This window comes from Pseudoalteromonas sp. PS5, from assembly GCF_004103255.1.
GTDB lineage: Bacteria > Pseudomonadota > Gammaproteobacteria > Enterobacterales > Alteromonadaceae > Pseudoalteromonas > Pseudoalteromonas peptidolytica.
The window spans coordinates 1-24,327 of the sequence record NZ_RCSQ01000015.1 but is presented as its reverse complement, the minus strand read 5'-3'; the positions used below and the strand labels follow the sequence as shown (position 1 = coordinate 24,327).

Annotated in this window: 21 protein-coding genes; 12 read left to right on the top strand and 9 right to left on the bottom strand. The window is 42.3% G+C overall.

The genetic code is table 11. The annotated features are described in order from the left end of the window. Positions 1 to 39: 39 nt before the first annotated feature. Positions 40 to 2,025, bottom strand: coding sequence for a bifunctional tRNA (5-methylaminomethyl-2-thiouridine)(34)-methyltransferase MnmD/FAD-dependent 5-carboxymethylaminomethyl-2-thiouridine(34) oxidoreductase MnmC (mnmC, locus tag D9603_RS02000; RefSeq protein WP_128729856.1), 1,986 nt, complete (start codon positions 2,023 to 2,025; stop codon positions 40 to 42). 176 nt (positions 2,026 to 2,201) lie between these two features. Here mnmC and fabB point away from each other — a divergent pair, with 176 nt between their 5' ends. After that, positions 2,202 to 3,416 carry a beta-ketoacyl-ACP synthase I gene (gene fabB / locus D9603_RS01995; protein ID WP_128729855.1) on the top strand — a complete coding sequence of 405 codons (1,215 nt, stop codon included), beginning with the start codon at positions 2,202 to 2,204 and terminating at the stop codon, positions 3,414 to 3,416. Between the two features lie 65 nt (positions 3,417 to 3,481). Here fabB and smpB read toward each other — a convergent pair whose 3' ends face one another. After that, on the bottom strand, positions 3,482 to 3,964 hold the full coding sequence (smpB, locus tag D9603_RS01990) for an SsrA-binding protein SmpB (protein WP_099640520.1): 483 nt from the start codon (positions 3,962 to 3,964) through the stop codon (positions 3,482 to 3,484). Between the two features lie 141 nt (positions 3,965 to 4,105). On the opposite strand from smpB, the gene D9603_RS01985 reads away from it, so the two are divergent. Then, on the top strand, positions 4,106 to 4,540 hold the full coding sequence (locus D9603_RS01985) for a type II toxin-antitoxin system RatA family toxin (protein WP_128729854.1): 435 nt from the start codon (positions 4,106 to 4,108) through the stop codon (positions 4,538 to 4,540). Next, on the top strand, positions 4,540 to 4,878 hold the full coding sequence (locus D9603_RS01980; RefSeq protein WP_125252844.1) for an RnfH family protein: 339 nt from the start codon (positions 4,540 to 4,542) through the stop codon (positions 4,876 to 4,878). The genes D9603_RS01985 and D9603_RS01980 overlap by 1 nt, the downstream gene beginning before the upstream one ends. A 167-nt stretch (positions 4,879 to 5,045) precedes the next feature. On the opposite strand, the gene bamE is transcribed toward D9603_RS01980, so the two are convergent. Then, entirely contained in the window at positions 5,046 to 5,405 is a 360-nt protein-coding gene (gene bamE / locus D9603_RS01975; protein WP_125252845.1) for an outer membrane protein assembly factor BamE, read from the bottom strand. A gap of 162 nt (positions 5,406 to 5,567) precedes the next feature. On the opposite strand from bamE, the gene D9603_RS01970 reads away from it, so the two are divergent. Next, the gene (locus tag D9603_RS01970) at positions 5,568 to 5,912 is read left to right on the top strand and encodes a GIY-YIG nuclease family protein (protein WP_206644475.1); all 345 of its coding nucleotides are present in this window, start codon (positions 5,568 to 5,570) and stop codon (positions 5,910 to 5,912) included. On the opposite strand, the gene D9603_RS01965 is transcribed toward D9603_RS01970, so the two are convergent. The 4 genes from D9603_RS01965 to ilvC all read right to left on the bottom strand — a co-directional run bounded on the left by D9603_RS01965 (position 5,840) and on the right by ilvC (position 11,953). Beyond that, positions 5,840 to 6,754: a M20/M25/M40 family metallo-hydrolase gene (locus D9603_RS01965; RefSeq protein WP_128729853.1), complete on the bottom strand. Its 915-nt coding sequence runs from the start codon at positions 6,752 to 6,754 to the stop codon at positions 5,840 to 5,842. The genes D9603_RS01970 and D9603_RS01965 overlap by 73 nt on opposite strands. Before the next feature lie 7 nt (positions 6,755 to 6,761). Beyond that, the gene (locus tag D9603_RS01960; RefSeq protein ID WP_128729852.1) at positions 6,762 to 7,961 is read right to left on the bottom strand and encodes a tetratricopeptide repeat protein; all 1,200 of its coding nucleotides are present in this window, start codon (positions 7,959 to 7,961) and stop codon (positions 6,762 to 6,764) included. A gap of 357 nt (positions 7,962 to 8,318) precedes the next feature. Continuing rightward, positions 8,319 to 10,220 (bottom strand): methyl-accepting chemotaxis protein, encoded by a 1,902-nt coding sequence (locus D9603_RS01955; protein WP_128729851.1) that lies wholly within the window; start codon positions 10,218 to 10,220, stop codon positions 8,319 to 8,321. Between the two features lie 260 nt (positions 10,221 to 10,480). Further along, positions 10,481 to 11,953, bottom strand: coding sequence for a ketol-acid reductoisomerase (gene ilvC / locus D9603_RS01950; protein WP_128729850.1), 1,473 nt, complete (start codon positions 11,951 to 11,953; stop codon positions 10,481 to 10,483). A 107-nt stretch (positions 11,954 to 12,060) separates the two neighbouring features. On the opposite strand from ilvC, the gene ilvY reads away from it, so the two are divergent. The 6 genes from ilvY (at position 12,061) to D9603_RS01920 (ending at position 20,461) form a co-directional block, all read left to right on the top strand. After that, the gene (gene ilvY / locus D9603_RS01945; protein WP_125252850.1) at positions 12,061 to 12,954 is read left to right on the top strand and encodes an HTH-type transcriptional activator IlvY; all 894 of its coding nucleotides are present in this window, start codon (positions 12,061 to 12,063) and stop codon (positions 12,952 to 12,954) included. A 63-nt stretch (positions 12,955 to 13,017) separates the two neighbouring features. Next, the gene (locus D9603_RS01940) at positions 13,018 to 13,713 is read left to right on the top strand and encodes a response regulator transcription factor (RefSeq protein WP_128729849.1); all 696 of its coding nucleotides are present in this window, start codon (positions 13,018 to 13,020) and stop codon (positions 13,711 to 13,713) included. Positions 13,714 to 14,025: 312 nt separating this feature from the next. Then, a complete protein-coding gene (locus D9603_RS01935) occupies positions 14,026 to 15,855 on the top strand; it encodes a DUF4856 domain-containing protein (RefSeq protein WP_128729848.1) in 1,830 nt (609 codons plus the stop codon). Positions 15,856 to 15,937: 82 nt separating this feature from the next. Beyond that, entirely contained in the window at positions 15,938 to 17,209 is a 1,272-nt protein-coding gene (locus tag D9603_RS01930) for an imelysin family protein (protein WP_128729847.1), read from the top strand. Then, the gene (locus D9603_RS01925; RefSeq protein ID WP_128729846.1) at positions 17,202 to 19,409 is read left to right on the top strand and encodes a TonB-dependent receptor; all 2,208 of its coding nucleotides are present in this window, start codon (positions 17,202 to 17,204) and stop codon (positions 19,407 to 19,409) included. The genes D9603_RS01930 and D9603_RS01925 overlap by 8 nt, the downstream gene beginning before the upstream one ends. Before the next feature lie 71 nt (positions 19,410 to 19,480). Further along, positions 19,481 to 20,461, top strand: a complete 981-nt coding sequence (locus tag D9603_RS01920) for a sterol desaturase family protein (protein ID WP_125252855.1) — start codon at positions 19,481 to 19,483, stop codon at positions 20,459 to 20,461. Positions 20,462 to 20,571: 110 nt separating this feature from the next. Here the strand turns inward: D9603_RS01920 and D9603_RS01915 are convergent, their stop codons facing one another. Beyond that, positions 20,572 to 20,859 (bottom strand): hypothetical protein, encoded by a 288-nt coding sequence (locus tag D9603_RS01915; protein ID WP_125252856.1) that lies wholly within the window; start codon positions 20,857 to 20,859, stop codon positions 20,572 to 20,574. A 277-nt stretch (positions 20,860 to 21,136) separates the two neighbouring features. Next, entirely contained in the window at positions 21,137 to 22,708 is a 1,572-nt protein-coding gene (locus D9603_RS01910; protein ID WP_128729845.1) for a cation:proton antiporter family protein, read from the bottom strand. 131 nt (positions 22,709 to 22,839) lie between these two features. On the opposite strand from D9603_RS01910, the gene D9603_RS01905 reads away from it, so the two are divergent. Both D9603_RS01905 and D9603_RS01900 read left to right on the top strand, forming a co-directional pair. Further along, positions 22,840 to 23,583 carry a sporulation protein gene (locus D9603_RS01905; protein WP_125252858.1) on the top strand — a complete coding sequence of 248 codons (744 nt, stop codon included), beginning with the start codon at positions 22,840 to 22,842 and terminating at the stop codon, positions 23,581 to 23,583. A gap of 225 nt (positions 23,584 to 23,808) precedes the next feature. After that, positions 23,809 to 24,264 carry a GNAT family N-acetyltransferase gene (locus D9603_RS01900; RefSeq protein WP_128729844.1) on the top strand — a complete coding sequence of 152 codons (456 nt, stop codon included), beginning with the start codon at positions 23,809 to 23,811 and terminating at the stop codon, positions 24,262 to 24,264. The last annotated feature ends 63 nt before the right edge of the window (positions 24,265 to 24,327 follow it).

Here is a 24,327-nt window from a genome sequence, read left to right as displayed (position 1 = left end):
TTGCTTATCCACAGCTTAGGTTTATTACGCAAATTAATGTCAAATTTTGTTTCTGATCAGGTCTCTGACAAGTAACCTCGCTGGGTGAATGGCTTGATGAACACGCTCGCTAAACGGTCTTGCCTCGCCAAGTAGACCAGCAACTAAATGCTCTGTCGCAAGTGGTGCACTGCACAGTCCTCGAGCGCCAAAACCTGTAACAATGTGAATTCCTTGATAGGGCTGCGCAGCTTCATCAAAGCCGTAGTGTTTTCCCTTTCGTAAATTGGCAAATGCGGAACAAAATTCCTCATTATGTTGCACTTGACCAAGCATAGGTAAGTGGTCGTTGAAGCAGCAACGTACCGCAGCCTTTTCTGAGACAATATCACCAAGGCTGTTTACCAAATCGGTACCTTGATAAAAGTTTTCAAGTTGTGCACGGTTGGTCACATTGTCCTCATCCCTTATTGCCCGACTTTTAGTGTTTTTATCAAAGGTGGCTCCCATGCAATGTAGCTCGTCCATCGCGGGGGTAAAATAACCTTTATGACAAAGTACAGTTGTAAGTGCCTTGGACGCTTGACCAGCCTCAATATGAGAAACTTGACCACGAACACCATGCAGTGGCACATGTTGAGTCTGCTCGAAGCGATCTGAGTGCTCGCCACCGCAGACGAAGACATCTGAAAAAGGTCCAAACGTCTGCTCTTCGGTATGAAGTATCCAATCTTGGGTCACTTTTTCTAGTTTGATAATATCTGTATCGAAATGTGCCTCAATTGGGGTGAGAGAGTTGGCTGCGTCAAATAACGCTTTTGTTGCTTCTGCCGGGTTTAACCAGCCCGCTTCGGGAATAAAAAGTCCACCGTATGGTAGCTGTGTGTTAGCAATAGCCGACGCTTGCTCGCTATCTACTGGGTATACTAAAGCATGTGGCCAGGCTGCTTTATCGACTAGATTTTGGTGTTGCGTTTGTTTAGCCTTGGTTACCGATTGCAGTAGTACACCACACCAGTCGTGAGCAAATTCATAACCACTGCTTGCTAGGTGTTGATATAGACGCTTGGCATACAAAAAGCTATGAGCGTAAAATTCACTTGGTGGTGTGTTATCTGCTTGTAAGTTCGGATAAACAGCGCCTTGGCGATTGTGTGATGCGCCTTTTGCCAGGTCATCATCTTGACAAAATAGTGTTGCATTCAGGTTTCTTTTACTGAGATGGTAGAGCAAGCAGCTCGACGCAATACCACCACCAATCACTGCTATATTATTAAGCTGACGCGGCTGAACAGAGTAATATTGTGGCGTATTAGATTGTTGATTTGCGTGTTTGAGCTTGCCCACAACCATTTCGCGTTTGCGGCCAAATCCTTTCACTTTTTTACACTCAAACCCTGCTTCTTGTAGTCCTCGACGGACAAAACCTGCGGCAGTAAAAGTCGCAAAAGTTGCATTGTCTCGGCTCATATTAGCCATGGTGTTAAATAAGCTTTGTTGCCACATGTCAGGGTTCTTGCTCGGCGCAAAACCATCTAAGAACCAAGCATCAATAATCCCGTTTTGTTCAAAACTTATCTGCGGTAGGTTATCGTGAATATCTCCAAACCATAAATCTAATGTCACTGAGCCACTATCAAACTCTAGCCTGTGGCAGCCTTCAAGTGCCATAGGGTATTGTTGGCAAAGTTTTTTGGCAAGTGGCGCTAGAGTTGGCCAAGCTTGAAGTGCTTTAACTAAATCATCGATATGAATTGGATACTTTTCAAAAGATACAAAGTGAAGTTGGTTAACACTAGCGTCTTTGCTACGCTGGTTAAACTGATGCCAAGCATTGAGGAAGTTTAAACCAGTACCAAAACCCGTCTCGGCGATGACAAATCGATCTCTGCCATGATTTTGTAATCGCTCGTCGATATGGTTTTGAGTATAAAAAACATAATGTGATTCGGCTAGGCCATCATCATTAGAGAAATAGACATCGTCAAAACTATTTGCAACTGGTGTACCTGCATCATTGAAGTGTATTTGAGCGTTTTTTATCATGAAAGACTCTATATCTGACTTGTTATAGTGTATTTTACTGACTTTCTGCGCAATAGTCTGGTTGCATTTTTGTTTATTTAGGTTCAGAGTACATGTGTACGCTGGAAAGCTGACCACTTGACGCTAGAATTCAGCGTATAATACGCATAATTTGTAATATCGAAGGGAATAAACCCATGAGAAGAGCCGTTATTACGGGGATCGGTGTCGTTTCGAGCATCGGCAATAACAAGCAAGAAGTTTTAGAGTCATTAAAAGCTGGTAAAAGCGGCATCGCTTTTAATCAGGAGTTTGCAGATAACAACTTACGTAGTCACGTGTCTGGTAATATAGATATTGACGTAAAATCTCTAGTGGACCGTAAGGCACACCGTTTTATGGGAGACGCGGCAGCGTTTTCTTATATTGCGATGGCGCAAGCAATTGAAGATTCAGGTTTATCAGAAGAACAGGTATCAAATGAACGCACCGGCTTAATTGTCGGCTCTGGTGGTGGTTCATCTAAGTATCAAGTTGAAGCTGCTGACATCTGTCGAGAGAAAGGAGTTAAGCGCGTTGGGCCTTATATGGTTCCGCGTACTATGGCTAGTACAACATCAGCATGTTTGGCCACTCCATTTAAAATTAAAGGCCTAAATTATTCTATCAGTTCTGCATGTGCGACCTCTGCGCATTGTATCGGTAACGCGGTTGAGCAAATTCAGTTAGGCAAACAAGATGTACTTTTTGCCGGCGGTGGTGAAGAGCTGCATTGGACACTGGCAATGGAGTTCGATGCAATGGGTGCATTGTCAACCAAGTATAATGAGACACCAGAGCTTGCATCTCGTACTTATGACGCAAACCGAGATGGTTTTGTCATTTCTGGTGGTGGCGGTATTGTTGTGGTCGAAGAGTTGGAGCATGCTCTGGCACGAGGCGCACACATTTATGCTGAAATTGTTGGCTACGGCGCAACATCAGATGGGTATGATATGGTTGCACCTTCAGGTGAGGGTGCCGTGCGTTGTATGAAGCAAGCGATGCAAGACATAAATGCACCAATCGATTACTTAAACACGCATGGTACATCAACGCCAGTCGGTGATGTAAAAGAGCTTGGCGCAATTCAAGAGCTATTTGGAGAAAACTCACCAGCTATTAGTGCAACTAAAGCAATGACAGGCCATGCGCTTGGCGCAGCTGGTGTACACGAAGCTATTTACTCTTTGTTAATGTTAGAAAATGACTTTATTGCACCGTCGATCAATATTGATGAACTGGACGAGCAAGCTCAAGGGTTAGATATTGTAACGCAGCGCCGTGACGGTGCATTAACAACCGTGATGTCGAACAGCTTTGGCTTCGGGGGTACAAATGCGACGCTCGTGATGCAAAAGTATAAAGGTTAAGTTTATACACTGTGTATCAGACATTAAAAAAGCAGGCTAGGCCTGCTTTTTTAATGTTTTGTGCTTTAACGCACTTTATGTTTCATTAAGCGTTCTTTATCTCGTGACCAGTCGCGGTCTTTTATATCGGCACGCTTGTCGTGTTGCTTTTTACCTTTTGCAAGATAAAACTCAAGTTTGACCCAGCACTTTTTCCAGTACATTGCTGTGGCGATTAAAGAGTAGCCATCACGTTCTGTTGCACCAATCAGACGAGAGATTTCGCGTTTATTTAGTAGTAGTTTACGATAACGAAGTGGATCGCATATCACGTGGGTTGAAGCACTATTTAATGGCTGTATCTGACTTGCCAACAAATACGCTTCACCATCTTTGATATGGATATAAGTATCTGAGATATTAACCTTACCGGCACGGATACTCTTTACTTCCCAGCCTTGTAATTCGATACCTGCTTCGAACTTTTCATGTAGTGAATACTCGTGACGCGCTTTTTTATTTAGCGCTATAGTATTGCTATTTGATTTACTTGAATTTTTCTTTGCCATAATGGCTTAGTCTACCTATAAATCCTGTTTTAAGACAGCGCTTTTTCATCAATGTGGTGTATTTTTACCTAGTCAGTGGCTGCAAACAAGATAAATCTGCAAAACCTTGATAAAATCCCCTTATTAAGAGTTGGAGTGTCTATGCCACAGATAGAAAAAAGTGCTTTGGTGATGTATAGCACCAAAGAAATGTTTGAACTTGTGAATGATGTTGATGCGTACCCTAATTTCCTACCTCATTGCTCAGATGCCAAGGTGATCAATAGCGATGAACAGGGAATGACTGCTAGCTTGGAAATATCAAAAGCAGGCTTAAAAAAATGGTTTACCACCAAAAATGAATTCGATGGTAATCGTGTGAGAATGTGCTTAGTTGACGGCCCATTTAAATCACTGCATGGTTATTGGGAGTTTACTGAGCTGGATGAGCAAGCTTGTAAGGTGAGCTTAAAATTGGAGTTTGAATTTGCCAGTAAATTGATAGAAATGGCATTTGGTAAATTATTCAATGAAGTAGCCAAAAATATGGTATCTGCTTTTACTCAGCGTGCTAAAATCGTGTACGGAGCAAGATAATGATAAAAGTTGAAGTGGTCTTTGCATTACCTGACAAAGCGACATCTGTGTCAGTTGACGTACCAGAGGGAACCTCGGCTGAGCAAGCGGTTTTACAATCGGGCATATTGGATAAGTGTCCAGAGATTGATGCAAATAATTTAACGCTCGGAGTTTGGAATCGCACGGTGAAGCTACATCAAGTAGTGAATGATGGCGATAGAATAGAAATATATCGTCCACTTATAGCTGATCCAAAAGAAGCGCGCAGACGTCGAGCAGAAAAAGCAAAAGAGGAAGGGCGAGCGAGTAAAATCACTGGAGGTCGTCCAACGACACCTGGAAATAATACCAATTAGACTTAATACTTGCTCAATTTGAAAGAGTAAATCTGACGCTAACTGGCTGCTAGAAAGGCATTAATTATCCGAAGCTCAGGTTACTTAGCTTCAAGTACTGAATGGGTGTTGAGCATTAAAAAAGGGGAAATCATTTCCCCTTTGACTACGAAATACTGACCGACTAGTTATGAATCTAGCGGCGTGTTAAATTCTTCAGGTTCTTCAAAGTCACCACTGATCCGCACTAGTTTGTCATTCTCAAAATAGACACTGAATGATTTTCTTACCTCTGATGGTCTATCAATATTAAACACATATTGATAGTGCCAGATATTATTGTTAAATGCGTCTTTCGCCAATGGTGTGCCGAGTACATATAATACTTGCTCTCTGGTCATTTGCACTCGAAGCTTATCTACATCTGACTGCTCTAAGAAATTACCTTGTGGCACGTTGATGCGATAAATCCAGCTTGAACAGCCAGACAAAAACACAGTCATAACTACAGCGCTGAGCCAAACAGAAAGGGTTTTATTAGACAGCATGAAATTGTGTATCCTTATTATCAGTTGTTAGCATGATACCGATTGCACAGAGAAGGTAAAGTCTCTTAGCGGATTTGGACTGCGTTAAGTGTAAAAAGTTCGTCTGTAAGTTGCAATAGGTGCAAAAAACCGTTTTAGGTGCAAATTAAGGAGGTAAGTAAATTGCTTGGGCAAGCTTTACTTAATCAAACTGACAGGGCAGATCATCAGGCTGTGTGGAGTTTGTATATTATAGAAACACGCTTTGGGCATTGGTACACCGGTATCACGACTGATGTAGAGAGGCGTTTTCATCAACACCAAAGCGGTAAAGGAGCAAAAAACCTAAGAGGAAAAGGACCTCTTGTCCTTAAATTCCAATTTGCTGTGGGCTCTAGAAGGCATGCCTCCAAACTCGAGTGGCAAGTTAAGCAGCTCACCAAGGCTCAAAAGGTTCAGCTGGTTGAGTCTAAAGGAGAGCGTGTCAACGATAAGATAAAGTCACTGATGAGCGCAACCCCAGCCTGATATTTATCAATATCCATGTTTTCTACAGTGTCTTTGGTAGTATGGTGATGCTTGTCCTCTCCAATACCAAAATAAATATAGGGTATTCCGTTGCGATAAAAAGCGTAATGATCACTGGCTTTATGCCAATCGATACGGGGGTTATCGGTATAGCGTGCCATTTGTCGCTGCGATGAAACGACAGTTAATTTCAGCGGTGCTTGTTTCATACTCTTTAATTGCGACTTGAATTGACTAAACCCTGGAGAAAATAACGCAAATAGGCGGTTGCTCTTGTTTACTCCTAACATATCTAAATTAATATTAACGGCGATGTCTTGGTTTAATTGTTTGGCGTAAAACTTAGCCCCATGAAGGCCGCGCTCCTCAGCATCTGTTGCGACGAATAAAATATCTCGAGAGCGATTCGTTTTAGCTAGTTGTCTTGCGATGTAAAGCATTGCGGCTGTACCCGAGGCATTATCATTTGCGCCTGGGTAGTGTTTTCTTCCCGTCGTGCCCAAATGGTCATAGTGAGCGCTGATCACAATCGGGGTGTCACATCGAGGCTGTGTGCAGGGGAGAGTAGCGGTGACATTATGGCCGGTATCTTTGCTAAAAATACCCGCTCTAAAAGTAAATTGTTGATATTTAGGATTGGCGCCGGACGCCCGAAAGGCGTCATAAATATACTGCGCGCTAATGTTTGGGCTTTTGCTGCCACTTTTCCTTCCACGATGACTGACACTTGTGAGCGTTTCTAAATCGGTTATCAGTGAGCCACTTTGAGCTTGAACGCTTGGTAGTGACCCCCAGACGAATAGAACACACGCACAAGCTATGCCTAAGTTACGTCCTAACATACGAAGTTTACCTCTCTTTATTATTGTTTTCAGAAGGTTGGTTATTTGCGATACTTTTGAGTAGTGCTAACTTTCCTTCATAACGCAGCTTGTCGTGCTCGAATGATGCTGTGTTATATGCTTTTTTTAGGTACCGGTCCGCAGCTTTTTTGTCATTTTGTGCAAAAGCAACTTTAGCTAAGCCAAAATAGCTTTCATGAAGGTTTTTATCCAGCTCTCTTGCTTGTAAGTAAAAATGCTTAGCGCGGATAAAATCACCACTGTTAAATGCTTCGTTGCCTAGCACCAGCATATAATAAGGGTTGTTTTTTCTTTGTTCGTGAATATTTCTTTCAATCGTCTTTGCGTCATCGTTTCTTCCGGTTAAATAATATAGCTTTGCTAAATTGCCAAGAGCATTACGATTATCCTTATTAATTGCAATGGCCTGCTGGTAAGCCCGCTCCGCAAGCTGGTATTGATCTGTGATCCGGTAGAGAATGCCGAGATTGCCCCAAGCTCCATCGTGATATTGGTCACTCTCTATCGCCGCACGATAGTAACTGTACGCCATATCTAGATCGCCTTTGATCATCTCCATTGCACCTTTGTTATTGTAAAACATAGACAAAATAGTGCCTGTCGAGATTGAACTGGTGCTAAAGTGTTGGTTTCGACTGTTTGGATCAAAATCAACGGTTACCGAGGTGGGTTTTACATATAGGGTTTTAATAGCATCTTGAGTATTGTCTACTTCAAATATTTTTATATTTACATGGCCTGTGAGCAGACTATAGCCTTGGCTTTCATCCCAATATTCTGGGATATGTACGCGCTGGAACTGAGTTTTCAACCCCACTTGCTTTGCGATGGCATGCGTTAGAATTGACAGCGATAAACAATTGGCGTTCATACTACTGAATGCTTGGCTAGCGGTTAGGTTTGCACCTGATAAATAGGATAATGAATCATCTCCGCTATTGACCAAAAACTCCATTAGCATTTTTGCACGTTTTACCCCAATTTCTTCATTATGGAAGTAGTGCTCTAGTTTAGCCTTGATCTCATTATTCAACTGAAAAACATCTTTGTGAGATTCAACTTGTTGGATATTAAAGTGATGTGTTGAGTTTAGAATTGAGGTATCGATAGTCGCTTTGGGTGTGCTGTTACACCCGCTGAGTAAAGCCGTTAGGATAACCACTAAACACTGAGTAACCGCCTTCATACAACCTCCTAGCAGTGTTCTATTCGCTGTAACTAACTCGATAACTCCGCTATCGTGTCCTGATATCGCTAAAGTAGTTATCCGAATGAGCTAAAAAAATATTCCAATTAAGTTTTTACTATAAGCTTTTCAGGCAGTCGGTGTCGAATTTTCCACCATATATTATTTTGATAGAACGCTAAAATGGTATCATCGATTTTGGTTTATCAAGTCACAGATTAACTGTTTCTAGTTATGAATGTAGACTAAAAGCGCTATGAATGCGCGACTATATTTGTTACCTGATGTAACAACGGGGAGAGTACCCAATAAAAGTGCGCCCACACAATGTGGTGCAGGCGCTGTTACTTTGGCTGTTTAGAAGCTGGCGACCAAGTCATCCAGCGTTTTGGCAGAATCCGCTAAACGTTGAATCGCTTGTTCAGTGTCGAGCTGTTCATTCATTACAGCATCACTAATTTCACTAATTTGCTCAATGTTACGACCCACATCGGCCACTACGTTGCTTTGCTCTTCCGTTGCTGTTGCGATCAATGCAGTCATGTCGTTTATTTGATTTGCAGTTTCTGAAATCTCAAGCATTAGCTCTACTGAGGCTTGCATAGTTTGGACACTTTGCTCCGCTTGAGTGCTAGACTGCTGTATTTGATTGACTATGTTGTCAGATACTTGAGTGAGTTCAGAGATTGTTGCTTGAATTTCATCTGTAGAGTGTGAAGTTCGACTCGCCAAGGCTCTCACTTCATCTGCTACTACTGCAAACCCTCTACCATGTTCACCGGCTCGAGCTGATTCTATTGCCGCATTTAGGGCAAGCAGGTTAGTTTGTTCAGAGATCCCTCTAATGACGTCAACAATATTAGCAATTGATTGGGTCTTTTGTGCCAATGTCGCCACTTGACCTGCCATATTATCAATATCTCCAGCCAATAGATGAAGTGTTTCTTGGCTTTGTTGAACACCCAGTCTGCTGTCTTTGGTTGAAGCTTTACTTTGCTCAGTGAGCTTGGCTGTACTCGTTGCACTGCTGGCAATTTCTTGTACTGTTGCACCCATCTCATTAATCGCGGCAGCAACAGACATAGTTTGTGACTTTTGATCGTCCAAAGATTGTGAGTTTTGTTGGCTTTGTTTAAACACAGCTTCACTAGTAATACGAATTGAGCGGCTCTCTTCAGCTACTGAGTGGATCGCTTCCTCAATTTTACTAATAAACTGATTAAAGCCGCCAGCTAGTGCTTGTAATTCAGGCTGTGCGGAATCTGGCAAGCGATAGTTTAGTTTTGCATTGCCACTTCCTAGCTGCTCGAAAAGTTCAGCCATTTTCTTCAGTGGTGCACTGAGATTTTTAGCTAATAACATACTAATGATGCTGGCAACTAAAGCTATCACCAGCGAAAAGCCGATGACTTGCCATTGCAGAGCCGTGATCCCACTGTTAACTTCACTGGTTGGGACCTGAGCAATCACAAATAAATCGGTCTCTGGAATTGGGCTTGCGGCAACTAAATTAGCTTCGCCATCAACTTCGAGCTCCTTAACAATAAATTGTCTTGATGAAGTTAGGTCATGGCTCTGTTGGCCATAGAAATCCTCAAGTGAAGATTTTGCGACTTTGCTTGCGTCAGGGTGCAATTGCACAACCCCTTCTTTATTGACAACGAATACAAAGCCTGTTTGCTCGATTTTCATGTTGGCGAGCATTGACTGCATATCGTCAATACTTTTTGCAAGTCCAGCTAAACCTACCCCAGCTAATTGCTGGTGGTTAACGAACATCTTCACATCCCCTGGTGCTTCTTGGTAGATGCTGATTGAGTAAGCTTCAGCACTGTTGGTAAAGCCAAAAAACCAACCATCTTGCTGCCGGTCTAAGACACGTAAAAAGCCTTTTTGATTCCAATACTGGCGGGTATCGCGGTTTGCCCAAGATGCTGTAACCAAGTCATATTGCGTTGCGATACGCTTGAGTTCGTCAATCAACAGTTGCTCATCTAAGGTATTTTGTTTTGCTGCTTGTGTGATAAGCAGGTTACTAGAAAGCTGTTGAGCTGCGTTTTTTAGTGTATCTATTTGCATGTGTAACGACTTGTTGATGCTTTCGATTTTACTAGGTAACTCCGACTGCATCATTCGTTCGTTGATTAATGTCTTGGCGCTGTAAAGCGAGGTAAACCCGATTAAACAAGCGACAGCAATCGCAATGATACTACCCAACAGGGTAATTCTCTGAGTAATTGTTAAGCCTGTGTTTTGCATTCGATTTGTGTGTGTAATCCCGTGGAACCGATTATTCTAGCATAGTAAATAACCAGCTCGGAACAAGTAACGGCGTTAGTTTCGAAAAAATAATTTAGAATTATAAAATAACGTTAATATCAGAACTTAGTGTTAAATCATGATGAGATAAATGAGAGTTAAGGTTGAGAGTAGGTGATAAAAGGCCACGATCTCAGGGAAGAAGGCGGCCTTGGTTACTAACAAGCGAACTGTATTTGTTGCAAATTTATCTATACTGATTACACGATTTTCTTCATCTCAGACATGTAACCACGCAGTGTTTCACCAATTTTTTCTACCGGATGATTGCGGATAGCTCGATTGACCGCGATGAGCTTCTGGTTATCAACATAATTATCATCGCCAGCTAACCCCTCACCAATTTCTTGTTTTGTAATGGCCTCCATGAACGGCTTTAACAAAGGCAAGCAGGCATGGTTATATAAATAGCAGCCATATTCAGCTGTGTCGGAAATAGTTCGGTTCATCTCAAATAGCTTTTTACGCGCAATAGTATTGGCAATTAATGGGGTTTCATGAAGTGATTCATAGTACGCAGACTCTTCAATGATCCCCGCGGCTGTCATGGTTTCAAAGGCAAGCTCTACACCTGCTTTTACCATTGCCACCATTAAAATACCTTTGTCAAAAAATGCTTGTTCTGAAATCTCAGTATCGGCATTGGCTTGTTTTTCAAATGCTGTCTGTGCGGTCTCAGCGCGCCAAGTGAGTAATTTTGTGTCATTCTCAGCCCAGTCAGCCATCATACCGGAAGAGAATTCACCACTGATGATGTCATCCATATGTTTGTTATACAGAGGGCGCATCAGCGCTTTTAGTTGCTCACTCAAGTCGAATGCTTTTACTTTTGCAGGGTTTGAAAGCCTATCCATCATGTTGGTTATGCCACCATGCTTTAGTGCTTCAGTGATGACTTCCCAGCCGTATTGTACTAGTTTCGATGCGTATCCAGGCGCGAGCCCTTCTTCGACCATTTTATCAAAGCATAGCAGTGAGCCAGTTTGTAACATGCCACATAAAATAGTCTGCTCGCCCATCAAGTCCGATTTTACTTCTGCGATGAATGAAGATTTTAACACACCGGCACGATGGCCACCGGTTCCTGCTGCGTAAGCTTTAGCTTGTGCCAGACCTTTACCCTGAGGATCGTTTTCTGGATGAACTGCAATCAGCGTAGGTACACCAAAGCCACGTTTGTACTCCTCGCGTACCTCAGTGCCAGGACATTTTGGCGCAACCATAATGACAGTGATGTCCTCACGCACCTGCATGCCTTCTTCGACGATATTGAAGCCATGAGAATAAGCGAGTGTTGCACCTTGTTTCATTAACGGCATAACTGCATTAACTACCGCGGTGTGCTGTTTATCTGGCGTTAAATTAAGTACTAAGTCAGCATCCGGGATCAATTCTTCATACGTGCCTACTACAAATCCATTTTCTGAAGCGTTTAAAAAAGATTGACGCTTTTCTTCAATGGCAGAAGGACGCAACGCGTAGCTTACATTGAGCCCCGAGTCACGTAGATTTAACCCCTGGTTCAAGCCTTGTGCGCCACAGCCGACAATGACTAGCTTCTTTCCGATTAGCACGTCGACACCTTGTTCGAATTCTTTGGGATCCATGAATTCACATTGCGAAAGTTGAGCCAATTGCTCACGTAAAGATAAAGTATTAAAGTAATTCGACATGGTATTTCCTGACTCTGGATAGAAATAAATTAAGCTCAGAGTAGGGCTAACTTTTAATTACGTAAAATGATATATTTGAACCATAGTGTTTCAAAAGGTGAAATACCGTGAACCATAAACAATTAAAATATTTCTTGGCGCTAGCAGATACATTACACTTTTCAAGAGCAAGTGAACGCTGCTTTGTGAGTCCGCCGACCTTAAGCCGACAAATTAAACAATTAGAAGAAGAAGTTGGTGCCGCTTTATTTTTACGAGACAACCGAACGGTTGAATTAACCCAGCAAGGCAAAGCATTTGTGCACTATGCTCAGTCAACGCTTGCGAGTTGGCGTCAATTTAAAACCGAGTGCTTGGATGATGATAAGCCTTTAACCGGTGAGCTTAGCTTGTTTTGCTCGGTAACCGCGACATACAGCTTTATTTATGATTTATTTGCACAGTTTCGTGCACAATATCCAAACGTTGAGCTGAATTTGATTACCGGAGATCCGGCTCATTCTATTGCAGAGGTTGCCAGTGGTAAGGAGGACGTTGCTGTCGCGGTTAAGCCCAAACACTTACCAAGTGGCATTGAGTATTTACCAATCGGGCGTTCACGGTTAGTCTTTATTGGCCCAACGATGGATTGCCCGCTGAAACAGTTGATTGAAACACATAGTCAGGGTGAAATGCCTTGGCAGCACCTGTCTTTTATCATGCCAGAGCAAGGCGTACTAAAAGAGCGTATTGATCTCTTTTGCAAAAAGTACAACTTTTCACCGAAAGTATATGCGCATGTTTCGGGCCATGAAGCAATGGTTGCACTTGCAAGTTTGGGCTTTGGGATTGCCTGTGTGCCAGAGATTGTGATCAGCCAAAGCCCATTTAAAAATCAAGTTCAGTTGCTACAGCTTAGATCGGATGAGATCGAAATAGGGCTTGTAACTAAGAATAAAAGATTATATGACCCAGTAGTAAAAGCCCTTTGGGGTACGGCAAAAGGATTATTTAAGCTGTAAAGCATCCATTCAGGTTGCGTGACTACACTGTGCCCATCCATGTTGAATGAATGAGGTGCGTCCGTGTCTACTATCTTGGTTGCACAAAGCAATAATAATATATTGGCATCGCAACAAAAAATGCTCGAAGAGCAGGGCTATACAGTTGAGTTGTTAAGAGAGTTAGGTCAATTAAATGGCCTTTCTGGTAAGTCGATAAACGGCATTGTGTTGGATCAGACTATTGCGTCTGTACCGACCTGTGACTCAATTAACCAGTTTAGACAAAAGTTTAAAGCGCCTGTTATTGTGAGTCTTGATAGCGATGATGAAGATGTTCATAGTTTGTTTTTAGAATTAGGTGCAGATGAAGTTATTTCTAAAGATGCCAAGCCTAGATTATGGCGAGCAAGACTTGATGCCCTGCTCAGAAGGCAGTCAGCGAATGCACATTATGATGATACACCGCAACAATTAAGTTTTGGTCAACTGCATATAGACAAAAATACGCGTCGGGTAAGTTATGGGCAAGAGCGCATCGATCTGACCACCCATGAGTTTGAATTATTATGGCTACTCGCCAGTAACGGTGGCAAAGTGGTGAAAAGGGAGTTTGTATATGAACAGATTTTGGGTAAGTATTACCGACCAGACACACGCACAATAGATGTTCGAATTTCCCGCCTTCGCAAAAAGTTATATGATAACCCAAGTCGGCCTGAAAAAATAAAAACAATATGGCGCCAAGGTTACTTGTTTGTAACAGATGTCTGGAACTAGCAAAATATAATTTGATTTAGCGCAAAAGATACTTCGAATTTTTCGAAGATACACTTCGTACAAATTTGTTAAACTAATCGATTGAACAACAGCATAAACTTATTTTAATAAGTTTATGCTGTTGTTTTTTATTAGATAATATCAATCTTATTCCACAGCTACGGTGATTTGCAGAAGTGTATCAAGGTAGCAAAGTTGGAAAAATTGTTATTTATACAATGCAAATAATATTGATTGCTATTTAGGTGTGTGTATACTTTACGCCTAGTTATGAAAAAATATAAACATAATTAGTCTCAAAGGAACAAATCAATGGCACTTAAAAAGTCTCTGTTAACGACTGCTATCCTTGCTGCTACTTTAGGCCTCACTGCATGTGGTGGGAGCTCTTCTAGCAACGATTCAAACAATAATGACAATACCAACACAACCCCACCGGCTACTAATGCTGCGCCAACTATCACAGTTGAAAGCGCTTCAGTTTCTGAAGACAGTCTTGGCGCTGCGGTTGCAAATATTTCTTTCGCTGACGACAGTGATGCAATTAACGCGTTAACTTTGACTATCTCAGATAATCGCTTTGAAATTGTGGAAGGTGTGGTAAAACTGAAAGCTGCAAACGCGCTAAACTTTGAGCAGGTTGAGGGCGGAAAAGTGTCGGTAACTATCACTGCAACTGACAGCAAAGGTGCAAAAACAGAAGTTGAAACCGAGATTTCAGTTCAGCAGATCAGCGAAGAAAATAAAGCAGGCGTTAACCGTTATGCTTTCAACAATACTCAAGGCGCTTCTTCGGTATCTTACTCAGGACAGATTGCTCGTCATGCAGCAATGGTTCATGTTAAGAGCTTGATGGGTAAGCTAGACAACGAAACGATTGGAAGTGCGGCAGATCAGAAAACAGCGGCTGCGGCAATAACACAAATCAAAAACTTCTTAATGCCAACAGACGCAGTGGTACTTGACGAAACACTTGACTTTGCTACAGCAATTAACGCACAACAAACCACGCTTGGACAAATCTCTAGCTCACTTAAAAAAGTAGCTGGTGAAGGTGGCAAAATTGCAGGCCGCGATAGCACTTACATGCATAAAGCATGGGAAGAAGACGGCAATATGGTCGGCTGGAGTGATTTTGGCACGCAGCCAAAAACTCCTGAAGGCCTAGTGTTACATTATCTAGACCTGCTAGAAGCTCAACTGACTCAATTTGAAAATGGCTCGACCATCGAAGCTGAGCACAATGGCACAAAAGTGACCCTGAATAAATTGTACGTGACACCAAAAGGCCTAGACTTAGCTCAATTGGTACAAAAGCACTTAAACGGTGCAGTATCTCTTTCCCAAGCAGCAGATGACTACCTTGATGACTTACTAATTGGTGATAAATCAGCAAATAATGCAGCACTGGCGGATGGCAAGAGCTATACTGACCTTGAGCACAAGTTTGACGAAGGTTATGGATACTTTGGCGCTGCTATCGACTATCTTGATTACACCGATGATGAAATTGCAGGAAAAGGTGGCCGTGAAGCATATGGCAGTGGTTATCATGATTTAGACAAAGACGGTAAAATTAACCTACTGTCAGAGTATAACTTTGGTAATTCAACTAACGCTGCGAAGCGAGACCGTGGTACAGAGTCAAACACAAAACCGACAGATCTTACAGCTGAGGCTCAGCTAGCCTTTATTGAAGCACGTAAACTTATCGCAGATAACTTTGGTACTAATGTTGCTCAGTGGTCAGACGAAGATAAAGCGCGTTTAGAGACACTGCGTAACCAAGCACTTCTTGCGTGGGAAAAGTCAATTGCAGCAACAGTTGTACACTACATTAACGACACAATCTCTGATGATGACGGCGATTTAGACGATATTGCATCTGGTAATTTTGATGCTGATAAATTCTATACTGTCGCGAAGCACTGGTCTGAGATGAAGGGATTTGCTTTGAACTTCCAGTTTAATCCATTTTCTCCAGTAACAGACGCTGACTTTGCTAAAATTCATGAGCTAATGGGTGATAAGCCAGAGCTTGCTGCTGATAAAGTAGAAGCATATAAGAGCGCATTACTAGAAGCTCGTAGCATTATTGCAAATGCCTATGGCTTTGATGCAGAGAATGTTGCCAACTGGTAATCTACACTTTGCTTTATAACGTAAAAAGGTTAGCCGATGTATCAGCTAACCTTTTGTTGTATATAGATAATAGAGAACGCTAATGAGAGTATCTACACGTTTAAGCGCCGCAGCGTTTGCGGTCGCGTTAATATTGTCGGGCTGTGGAGAAAGCACTTCAAGCAGTCAAGGGTCTGGGGTAAAAGACAATGACAATTCAGGCACTGACAACCCGACCTTACCGACACAGTTTGATGAAGCTGCCTTGGTTGCTAATTTGGTAAACAATGTGCTGACCCCAGCGGTAACACAGTTTAACGAACTAGCTGTAACGCAACAGCTGGAAGTTGAAAATTACTGTTCAGGTGAAAAAAACTCAGCACAAAATGTAGCGACGTTGAAGCAAAGAGCTCAAGACAGCTGGCGCGCAGCCATGATGGGGTGGCAATACGTTGAGTTGATGCAGGTGGGACCGCTTACCACCAACAGTAAAGAATTAAAAAATAATATTTATGTTTGGCCTGCAACGGGCTCTCTTTGTGACATAGATTTAGATGTGGTGTATTTTGAAGCTGGTGTGATTAATGGGAATAGCAACAACCCTTACGACATTACACAGCGTACCGCGAATCGCAAAGGGTTAACTGCACTTGAACACTTATTATTTAGCACCAACCTTGCGCATAATTGTTCAACCGTGAATGATGCACTGGCACCATGGAATAACCGTTCTGATCAAGAAAAGCGTATTGCTCGCTGCGAATTTGCAACTGCTGTTGCTAAAGACATCGAAGGGCATAGCGACACGTTACTCACTCAATGGAGTGGTGATAATGGCTACGCAAAGCAACTACTGAATGCGGGTCAACCAGGCTCAGCATTTGACACCCCACATTTGGCACTTAATGAAATCTCCAAAGCACTTTTTTATATGACTGAAGAGCTCAAAGACGGCAAAATTGCAACGCCTCTTGGTTTGGGCTTTCCGAATGCTTGTGGATTAGAAGCGTGTCCAGAAGCAGTTGAGTCGCCAATTGCTGAACATTCAAAAGAAAACCTACTGGCGAATATTCGTGCATTTAGGAATATTTTTACAGGTAACGGTCAAGATCCAGAAAATACGCTGGGCTTTGACGACTTCCTCGAAGCTGAGCAAGGTGATGAGGTCAAGGCGCGTATGCTTGCCGGTCTTGATGCCGCAGAAGCAACTTTGTTGGCAATAACGGGGAGCTTAAAAGCAGAGCTCGCGACATCTGCTGAACAAGTTACGCAGGCACACTCAGATGTTAAAAAGGTAACTGACGATCTGAAAACAGAATTTATTGAGAAACTTGCATTAGAGCTTCCAAAAACTTCGGCAGGTGACAATGACTAAACGCACTATAATAAAGAAATCTTTACTGGCGGCAGCGGTGATAATCGCGCTACCTCAAGCACAAGCTGCAGACGATAAACAAGATATAGAACATATCTCTATTATTAGTCATCATGATAAACTGAGAAAAGAAGCAGGCTCTGCAACTTTGCTTTCAGAGGCGCAGTTGGCGGAATATGAATATGATGATATTCACCGTATTCTGTCGAACGTACCTGGCGTTAATATCCGTGAAGAAGATGGTTATGGCTTGAGGCCGAACATTGGATTTCGCGGTGTGACACCAGAGCGCAGCAAGAAGATCACGATTATGGAAGATGGCGTGCTAATCGGCCCGTCTCCTTACTCGGCTCCCGCTGCCTACTATTTTCCTGTACCGACTAGAATGACAGCTGTGGAAGTCTTTAAAGGACCTGCGGCAATTAAACATGGCCCACAAACGGTAGCTGGCGCACTTAATTTAGTAACCCGTCAAGTTCCTGAGTTTACCGAAGGCGGAATTGACGTGGCTGTTGGTAGTGACGGCTACGCCAAAGCACATGGTTACTACGGCTCTGTGGTGAATAATGTTGGTTTTCTATTTGAAGCGGTAAATCTGCAAGCCGATGGTTTTAAAGAGCTAGATGGCGGTGGAGATACTGGGTTTGAAAAAAATGATATATTGGCAAAGTTTAATTATAAACTTTCTCAAGGTGGATATGACCACACGTTTGGGCTGAAGCTAAGCTATGCAGATGAACTATCTGATGAAACATACCTTGGCTTAACAGAGGAAGACTTTGCTCAAAATCCTTACCGCCGATACGCAGCTTCTCAACCTGCTGAAATGGATACTAAGCACTCTCAAATCATGCTTTCGCATATACTTGACGGTAACGGCGTAAACGTGACCACAAGACTTTATCGCAATGACTATGAGCGTGCATGGCTAAAGCTCAATGGTGTAGGCGCTAAAGGTGGTGCTTCATTATCCAAAATTATTGCAAACCCGGAATCGTTTGCAAATGAATATGGTGTGATCACAGGAGCACGGGATTCAGTTGTGGCTGGCTCAAATATTTTCTTGAATATGGGAACCAATGACCGCGAGTATTTCTCTCAAGGGCTGCAAGTCGACGCTAATAGTAATTTAACAATGTTTGGCTTGACTCACGATATTTCAGTCGGGGTTCGTTTTCATGAAGATGAAATTGAGCGCAAGCATTTTGAACAAGCCTATGCCATGGAAAATGGGATCTCGACACTGATTGAAGGGTCGAAACAGTTCACTTCTCTCAACACAGAAAACACCAAGGCTTGGTCAGTCTACATCGAAGATAAAGTGCAACTTGATGCCTTGACTCTCGGTGTGGGTTTGCGTGGTGAGCTGATGGACATGTCATATCAAGATAACAAAAACGCAGATGTGTGGATTGATAAAACAACTAGAATTTGGTTACCAAGCCTTAGTGGTTTTTATCAACTCTCTGATGATGCGGGTCTGTTATTCGGGGTGCATCAAGGGTTTGTACCTTCATCACCACTGCAAGATCCAGATATAGAGTTAGAGAAAAGTGTCAACTATGAGTTTGGTGGTCGCTTTAATGATGGCGTAACGCAGTTTGAAATTGTGAGCTTCTTTAATGATTATGAAAACTTGAACGAAAGCTGCGGTCAATCGAACTGTGGCGTAAACGATCAGCAAGACCAACAGTTTAGTGGTGGTGAAGTTGATGTTTATGGTCTAGAAATGCAGTTTGCACAGCGTTACCCATTAAATCTGCAGATAGATATTCCGTATAGTTTGACATACACCTATACCAAAGGTGAGTTCCAAAATGAGCGTGCTACAACATTCGCTCAGTGGGGTTATATCAAAGCGGGCGATGAGCTTCCATACTTACCATCGCATCAAGCAACCTTTAATATAGGGCTAGCTGCAAGTGACTGGAAAGTAAATGTAGCGGTGAAATACATCAGTGAAATGTCTGAAGCTGCGGGCAGAAGTACAGAAGACTTCGAGCTTGTACTAGAGGGCGCAGAAGTGCCTAATACGACGATTGTTGATATATCAGCCAGCTATGAATTAGGTCGATATGGCCAAGTATATGCGAAAGTAGACAACCTTTTTGACGAAACAGAAATCGTCAGTCGTCGACCTTATGGTGCACGCCCGGGTAAGCCTAGGCAGTTTAGTTTAGGGTATAAGTACCAATTCTAAGCTTTCTTTTGGCGGCTCTCATACTAGAGCCGCCCAGTTGAGCATATTATTATTTTGTGATGGAAGTAACTATGTTAGAGCAACTATGGCAAAGCATTATCGATCTCCCAGGTTATTTATTTGATGCTAATAAGAGAGTGTATTTGCCATATTTGTTTAGTGCTATCTTAATGGCGATTCCCGTGTACTTTGCAGCAGAGCAAGCTAGAAGCGGCAAAGGTTTTTTAAGATTTATGTTCCCCAAGCGGGTATGGTGGTGTCAAAGTGCAAAATTAGATTATTGTTTGCTCGTGACTAATCGTTTAATAAAAGCTGCGACTTTTACGCCAATCGTATTGACTATGGTGCCTGTAGCGCTCGCTCTGTCTAGTGCACTTGAAGCGATGTTTGGTCCTGCATTACACTTGGACGCACCCGAATGGGTAGTTGTATTACTCTTCACTTTATTTTTATTTATAGTAGACGATCTAACCCGTTTTCTATTACATCTTATGCTGCATAAAATTCCATTCTTATGGGAATTTCATAAAGTACATCATTCTGCAAGTGTATTAACACCATTTACTATCTATCGCTCTCACCCTATTGAGAGTTACCTATATGCGTGCCGTATGGCGCTTACCCAAGGAATTGTCGTTGGTAGCGGATACTATGTATTCGGTAGTAGCCTCAGTATGTACGATATTCTTGGTGCGAACGCGTTTGTTTTTATCTTTAATATTTGTGGTGCCAATTTACGGCATTCTCATATTTGGCTGAGTTGGGGAGATAAGATAGAGGGGTGGTTTATTAGTCCTGCACAACATCAGGTGCACCATAGTGATAACCCTGCGCACTTTGATACCAATTTAGGATCTGCTTTGGCCATCTGGGATAGAATGTATGGTTCACTGATTAAAGCTTCCAAGGCAGGAAAAATAACGATTGGTGTTGGACAATATGATGCAGGTCATGACACCTTAACGGCTATCTATTTAAAGCCTTTTAAGCTGGCTTGGAAAACCTTGCTGCCAAAGAACAAAAAAAATCATCCCCCATTAAAGCCCCGCTAATTGTAAGATTTCAGGTTGATAAGGCAAAAGGAACTGAAGATAGAAAGAGGAAAATAGGCTGACGACGGGCATTGTCAGCCTATGTGGGAGAGTAGGCTCCCTAAATCGTTTTAATGTAACTGTGAAGCCGAACTGCGGTAGAATCCCAACTCATTTAGTTTTTTTATCAGCATTTTTGGATCTTCTAGTCCGCTAGGTGCTTCTTGATCTCTTAGAAAGTGATCTGACGGCACCGAGTGTAGATCTAGCATTTTATGGAACAAAACACTGCGAATTGTTAGCGCTGTCATTCCACCGTCCTGTATTGCATCAAGTCTATCTTGGAGGTCTGAAAAAGGCGCAGCCTTGACATCATCCACTACTGCAGAAAATTGACCATTTGATTTATTTTTCATCATGAAACCCCCAAAGGTATAGCTTGCTCACAATCCGGCGAGCAGAAGTAAAAAAGCCACTAATTATCAATTTATGTTCATAAAATAGATACTTACGGCAAATCCGATGTGTCCAGTTTACTCTGAAGTTGGTGTTAATTACCATCTTGGATGTAAAGCTTTGTAAATCGAATAATGAGTAGAATGAAATAATAGAATAGACGTCTAGACGTAACTTAATGATATGAATATGGAAATAGTTCTCAGTACCAATAATGATACTGAGAACTGATTACCGAATTTAAGTGAACAATTTTTCTTTCACATGCTCTGCAAAACCACTACCAGCTTCTAGGTAGAAGTTATAGGTAGAATTTACTCCCATTTCCTCTAACTCTCTTTGCTGATCTGGATAATTAGCAATAGCGGTAACTTGTCCATCGTATCCTGATGCTTTCAGCTGCTCTAAGGCGTAAATGTTCTGCATATGTTTAGGCATCGCCAGCATGACCATTTCTACTTCAGAGTGATTTACCCGCTGCCAAAAATCAGGATCTGTGGCATCGGCAGTTAATACTCTACGACCTCGAGATACGTGCTTGTCTACTACTTCAGGTTTTATATCTACGCCTGCGACGGTATTGGGAAAGCTTGCTTGAATGGTTTCATAGGCACCAGTACCAATTCTGCCCATGCCAAAGATAACAATCTTAGTATCGGTAAGATTAACAGGAAGCTCTTCTTCTAAGCGATCCTGGCTTTCAAATTTTAATAGCCAAGGCTCCAGCTTGACATATATCTCATTTGAGCGTTTGTTCAAAGGGGATGCAACGACAAAGGTGATAGATACGGCGATAGCAACAACGGCTAACCAATCAGCAGCAACAGCGCCAGATGCTGAAGCTACAGCGCAAACAATGAGGCCAAACTCACTATAATTGGTTAAGGTAAAAGCGCTTAACAAGGAGGTACGAGCACGTAGCTTAAACATATTGGTGAATAGGTAATATAGAGACACTTTTATTGGCAATACCAGCACAAGTAACATAGCGATAAGTAACGCATCTAATGTGATAGTGGCATTCAAGCCAATATTTAAGAAAAACCCGACGAGTAAAATGTCCTTCACATTGAGCAGCGCCTTAGAAAGTTCACCCGCCTTTTTATGAGGCGCGAAAATCATGCCCATTATTAGTGCGCCTAAGTCACCTTTTAGACCTGCAAACTCAAAGGCATGATAACCTGCCACTAAGGCAAAAAAGAAGCCAAATAGAGGGAGTAACTCACCGTGTTTCGAGCGACTCAATATCCAAAACATCACGGGGCGAACCAAAGGTAGTGTGATCAATAATGCTAACGCCCAGATATTTGGTGCCTTCCCGGTGCTCACCGCAAGAAAAATAACAGCAAAAATATCTTGCATAACCAAAATACCAATCGATATTTTACCATGTAGGCTTGCCATTTCTCCTCGTTCCTCGAGGACCTTTACCGCAAACACCGTGCTAGAGAAGCTAAAGGCGAAACCCACGAGCAATGCACTTTGCCAGTCAAGTTCAGTAAACAGTGGTAAGCTCATCGCACCTAACATCAGTAAAAGGCTTGCAAAGAATGCGCTGCTCGTGATGATGTGCATGCTAGCTGGTGCCCAAACTTGTGGTTTGATTAGGTTTCCAACACGTAATTTCAAACCGATACTAAATAATAACAGTGTAACGCCAAGGTCAGCGAGTTGGGTGAGTAGATCTGTGGTTTTGTGACCGAGCAAGTTTAAGACAAAGCCAGCCATTAAAAAACCAATGAGAGGGGGAAGTTTCAACTGGTAAACTGAAAACCCACATGCAAACGCGACAGCAAAATAGAGCAGTTCCATAACTTAATATTTTAATCCAAGATAACAGCAGTGTATCAAAACATCCTGATATATAAATTATAAATTTTCGCTGACAAGTGTGAAAAAATATGGTTATGATGCTGGTAAGGACATACCGGACAGGAGACGTAATGTTTAAGAAGATCCTAGCATCTGTCGGTATCGGTGCGGCAAAAGTTGATACTGTGTTGGAAACAGAGCATTTGCACCCGGGACAGAAGTTTCAAGCGCAAATTGTAGTAAAGGGTGGTGATGTTAGCCAAGAGGTAACTGGCCTTGAGCTTGCGCTATTAACGAGAGTAAAAGTTGAAGGTGAAGACGGTGAGTACTTTACCAACCATGTTATTGACCGATGGCGAGTAGGCGGGAGCTTTACAATAGAGCCTGGGGAGCAAAAGGTGATCCCGTTTGAGGCAAGGCTTCATTCAGAAACCCCAATCACAGAGATTAATGCTGGATTTAATCGCTGCCATGTTTGGGTCGAAACTGGATTGGACATTGATCTAGCTCTTGACCCTACAGATAAAGATGCACTGCATATTTATCCTAACGAAGCTGTTAAAGCATGTATGACAGCGATGGAACGTTTGGGCTTTAACTTGGTTAAGGCTGATGTGGAAAAAGGCTACTTGCGAGCATCGGAGTTTCAGTCTGTCTCTGGTTGCTATCAAGAACTGGAATATAGGCCACAATCACGTTCTCTGTTTGGTTTACAAGAAGTTGAACTTTCTTTTGTACCAGAAGCACATAAAACCCATGTTTTGATTGAACTTGACAGAGCGTTTAGGGGAGATGGGTACGTCGATCTAACGATTGAGCACGATCATGTCAATATTTCTCAGCTTTGCGATCAGCTCGAACGTTTGTTTTCATAAGGGGCAACTCGGCAAACTAAGAGGGTATTAACCCATATTGACACAAGTATATTTTTGCGCCCAACGATGCTTGGGCGTTTTTATTTTAAACCATACCATTTGTCCTAGCTGGTCAGTCAATCTCATGGCTTTGAGCATGCAGCAACTAAAGCCGTGAAGCTAGAATCACTTCCTAGATTGACGTACATCAAGCTCAAATGGCTATAACAACTTATTGAGGCAGTGATGGATTGGCGGGTAGAAAGTTATGATACGCTCACGAAAGATGAGCTATTTGAGATTTTAAAATTAAGGGTGGATGTGTTTGTTGTCGAGCAGGCATGCCCTTACCCTGAGATTGATGATGTAGATAGAGCACCAGAAACACAGCATCTATTTTTGCAAAGTGACACGAAAATATTGGCTTACGCACGTTGTTCTCGACAGTCAGATTCGGTCGCTTCAATTGGTCGTGTCATTGTTTCTGCAGACATGCGTGGTAAGGGCGTCGCCCATACATTAATGGAAAAAGCCATCGCCAGCTGTGAGCAATCAATACCGCATCAACGCTTAGTTATCTCGGCGCAATGTTATCTTGATAAATTTTATTCGGGAATAGGTTTTGTGAAACAAGGATCAGAATACCTGGAAGATGGGATCCCACATCAGGATATGGTGTACACACAGGGTAAGCATAGCTAATACCAATTTGACTTAATACTTGCTCAATTTGAAGGAGTAAATCTGACGCTAACTGCGTTAAAA

Coding starts and splice junctions, on each gene's coding strand:
- mnmC (WP_128729856.1), bottom strand. CDS start 2,025: ATGATAAAAAACGCTCAAATACACTTCAATGATGCAGGTACACCAGTT.
- fabB (WP_128729855.1), top strand. CDS start 2,202: ATGAGAAGAGCCGTTATTACGGGGATCGGTGTCGTTTCGAGCATCGGC.
- smpB (WP_099640520.1), bottom strand. CDS start 3,964: ATGGCAAAGAAAAATTCAAGTAAATCAAATAGCAATACTATAGCGCTA.
- D9603_RS01985 (WP_128729854.1), top strand. CDS start 4,106: ATGCCACAGATAGAAAAAAGTGCTTTGGTGATGTATAGCACCAAAGAA.
- D9603_RS01980 (WP_125252844.1), top strand. CDS start 4,540: ATGATAAAAGTTGAAGTGGTCTTTGCATTACCTGACAAAGCGACATCT.
- bamE (WP_125252845.1), bottom strand. CDS start 5,405: ATGCTGTCTAATAAAACCCTTTCTGTTTGGCTCAGCGCTGTAGTTATG.
- D9603_RS01965 (WP_128729853.1), bottom strand. CDS start 6,754: ATGTTAGGACGTAACTTAGGCATAGCTTGTGCGTGTGTTCTATTCGTC.
- D9603_RS01960 (WP_128729852.1), bottom strand. CDS start 7,961: ATGAAGGCGGTTACTCAGTGTTTAGTGGTTATCCTAACGGCTTTACTC.
- D9603_RS01955 (WP_128729851.1), bottom strand. CDS start 10,220: ATGCAAAACACAGGCTTAACAATTACTCAGAGAATTACCCTGTTGGGT.
- ilvC (WP_128729850.1), bottom strand. CDS start 11,953: ATGTCGAATTACTTTAATACTTTATCTTTACGTGAGCAATTGGCTCAA.
- D9603_RS01935 (WP_128729848.1), top strand. CDS start 14,026: ATGGCACTTAAAAAGTCTCTGTTAACGACTGCTATCCTTGCTGCTACT.
- D9603_RS01930 (WP_128729847.1), top strand. CDS start 15,938: ATGAGAGTATCTACACGTTTAAGCGCCGCAGCGTTTGCGGTCGCGTTA.
- D9603_RS01925 (WP_128729846.1), top strand. CDS start 17,202: ATGACTAAACGCACTATAATAAAGAAATCTTTACTGGCGGCAGCGGTG.
- D9603_RS01920 (WP_125252855.1), top strand. CDS start 19,481: ATGTTAGAGCAACTATGGCAAAGCATTATCGATCTCCCAGGTTATTTA.
- D9603_RS01915 (WP_125252856.1), bottom strand. CDS start 20,859: ATGATGAAAAATAAATCAAATGGTCAATTTTCTGCAGTAGTGGATGAT.
- D9603_RS01910 (WP_128729845.1), bottom strand. CDS start 22,708: ATGGAACTGCTCTATTTTGCTGTCGCGTTTGCATGTGGGTTTTCAGTT.
- D9603_RS01905 (WP_125252858.1), top strand. CDS start 22,840: ATGTTTAAGAAGATCCTAGCATCTGTCGGTATCGGTGCGGCAAAAGTT.
- D9603_RS01900 (WP_128729844.1), top strand. CDS start 23,809: ATGGATTGGCGGGTAGAAAGTTATGATACGCTCACGAAAGATGAGCTA.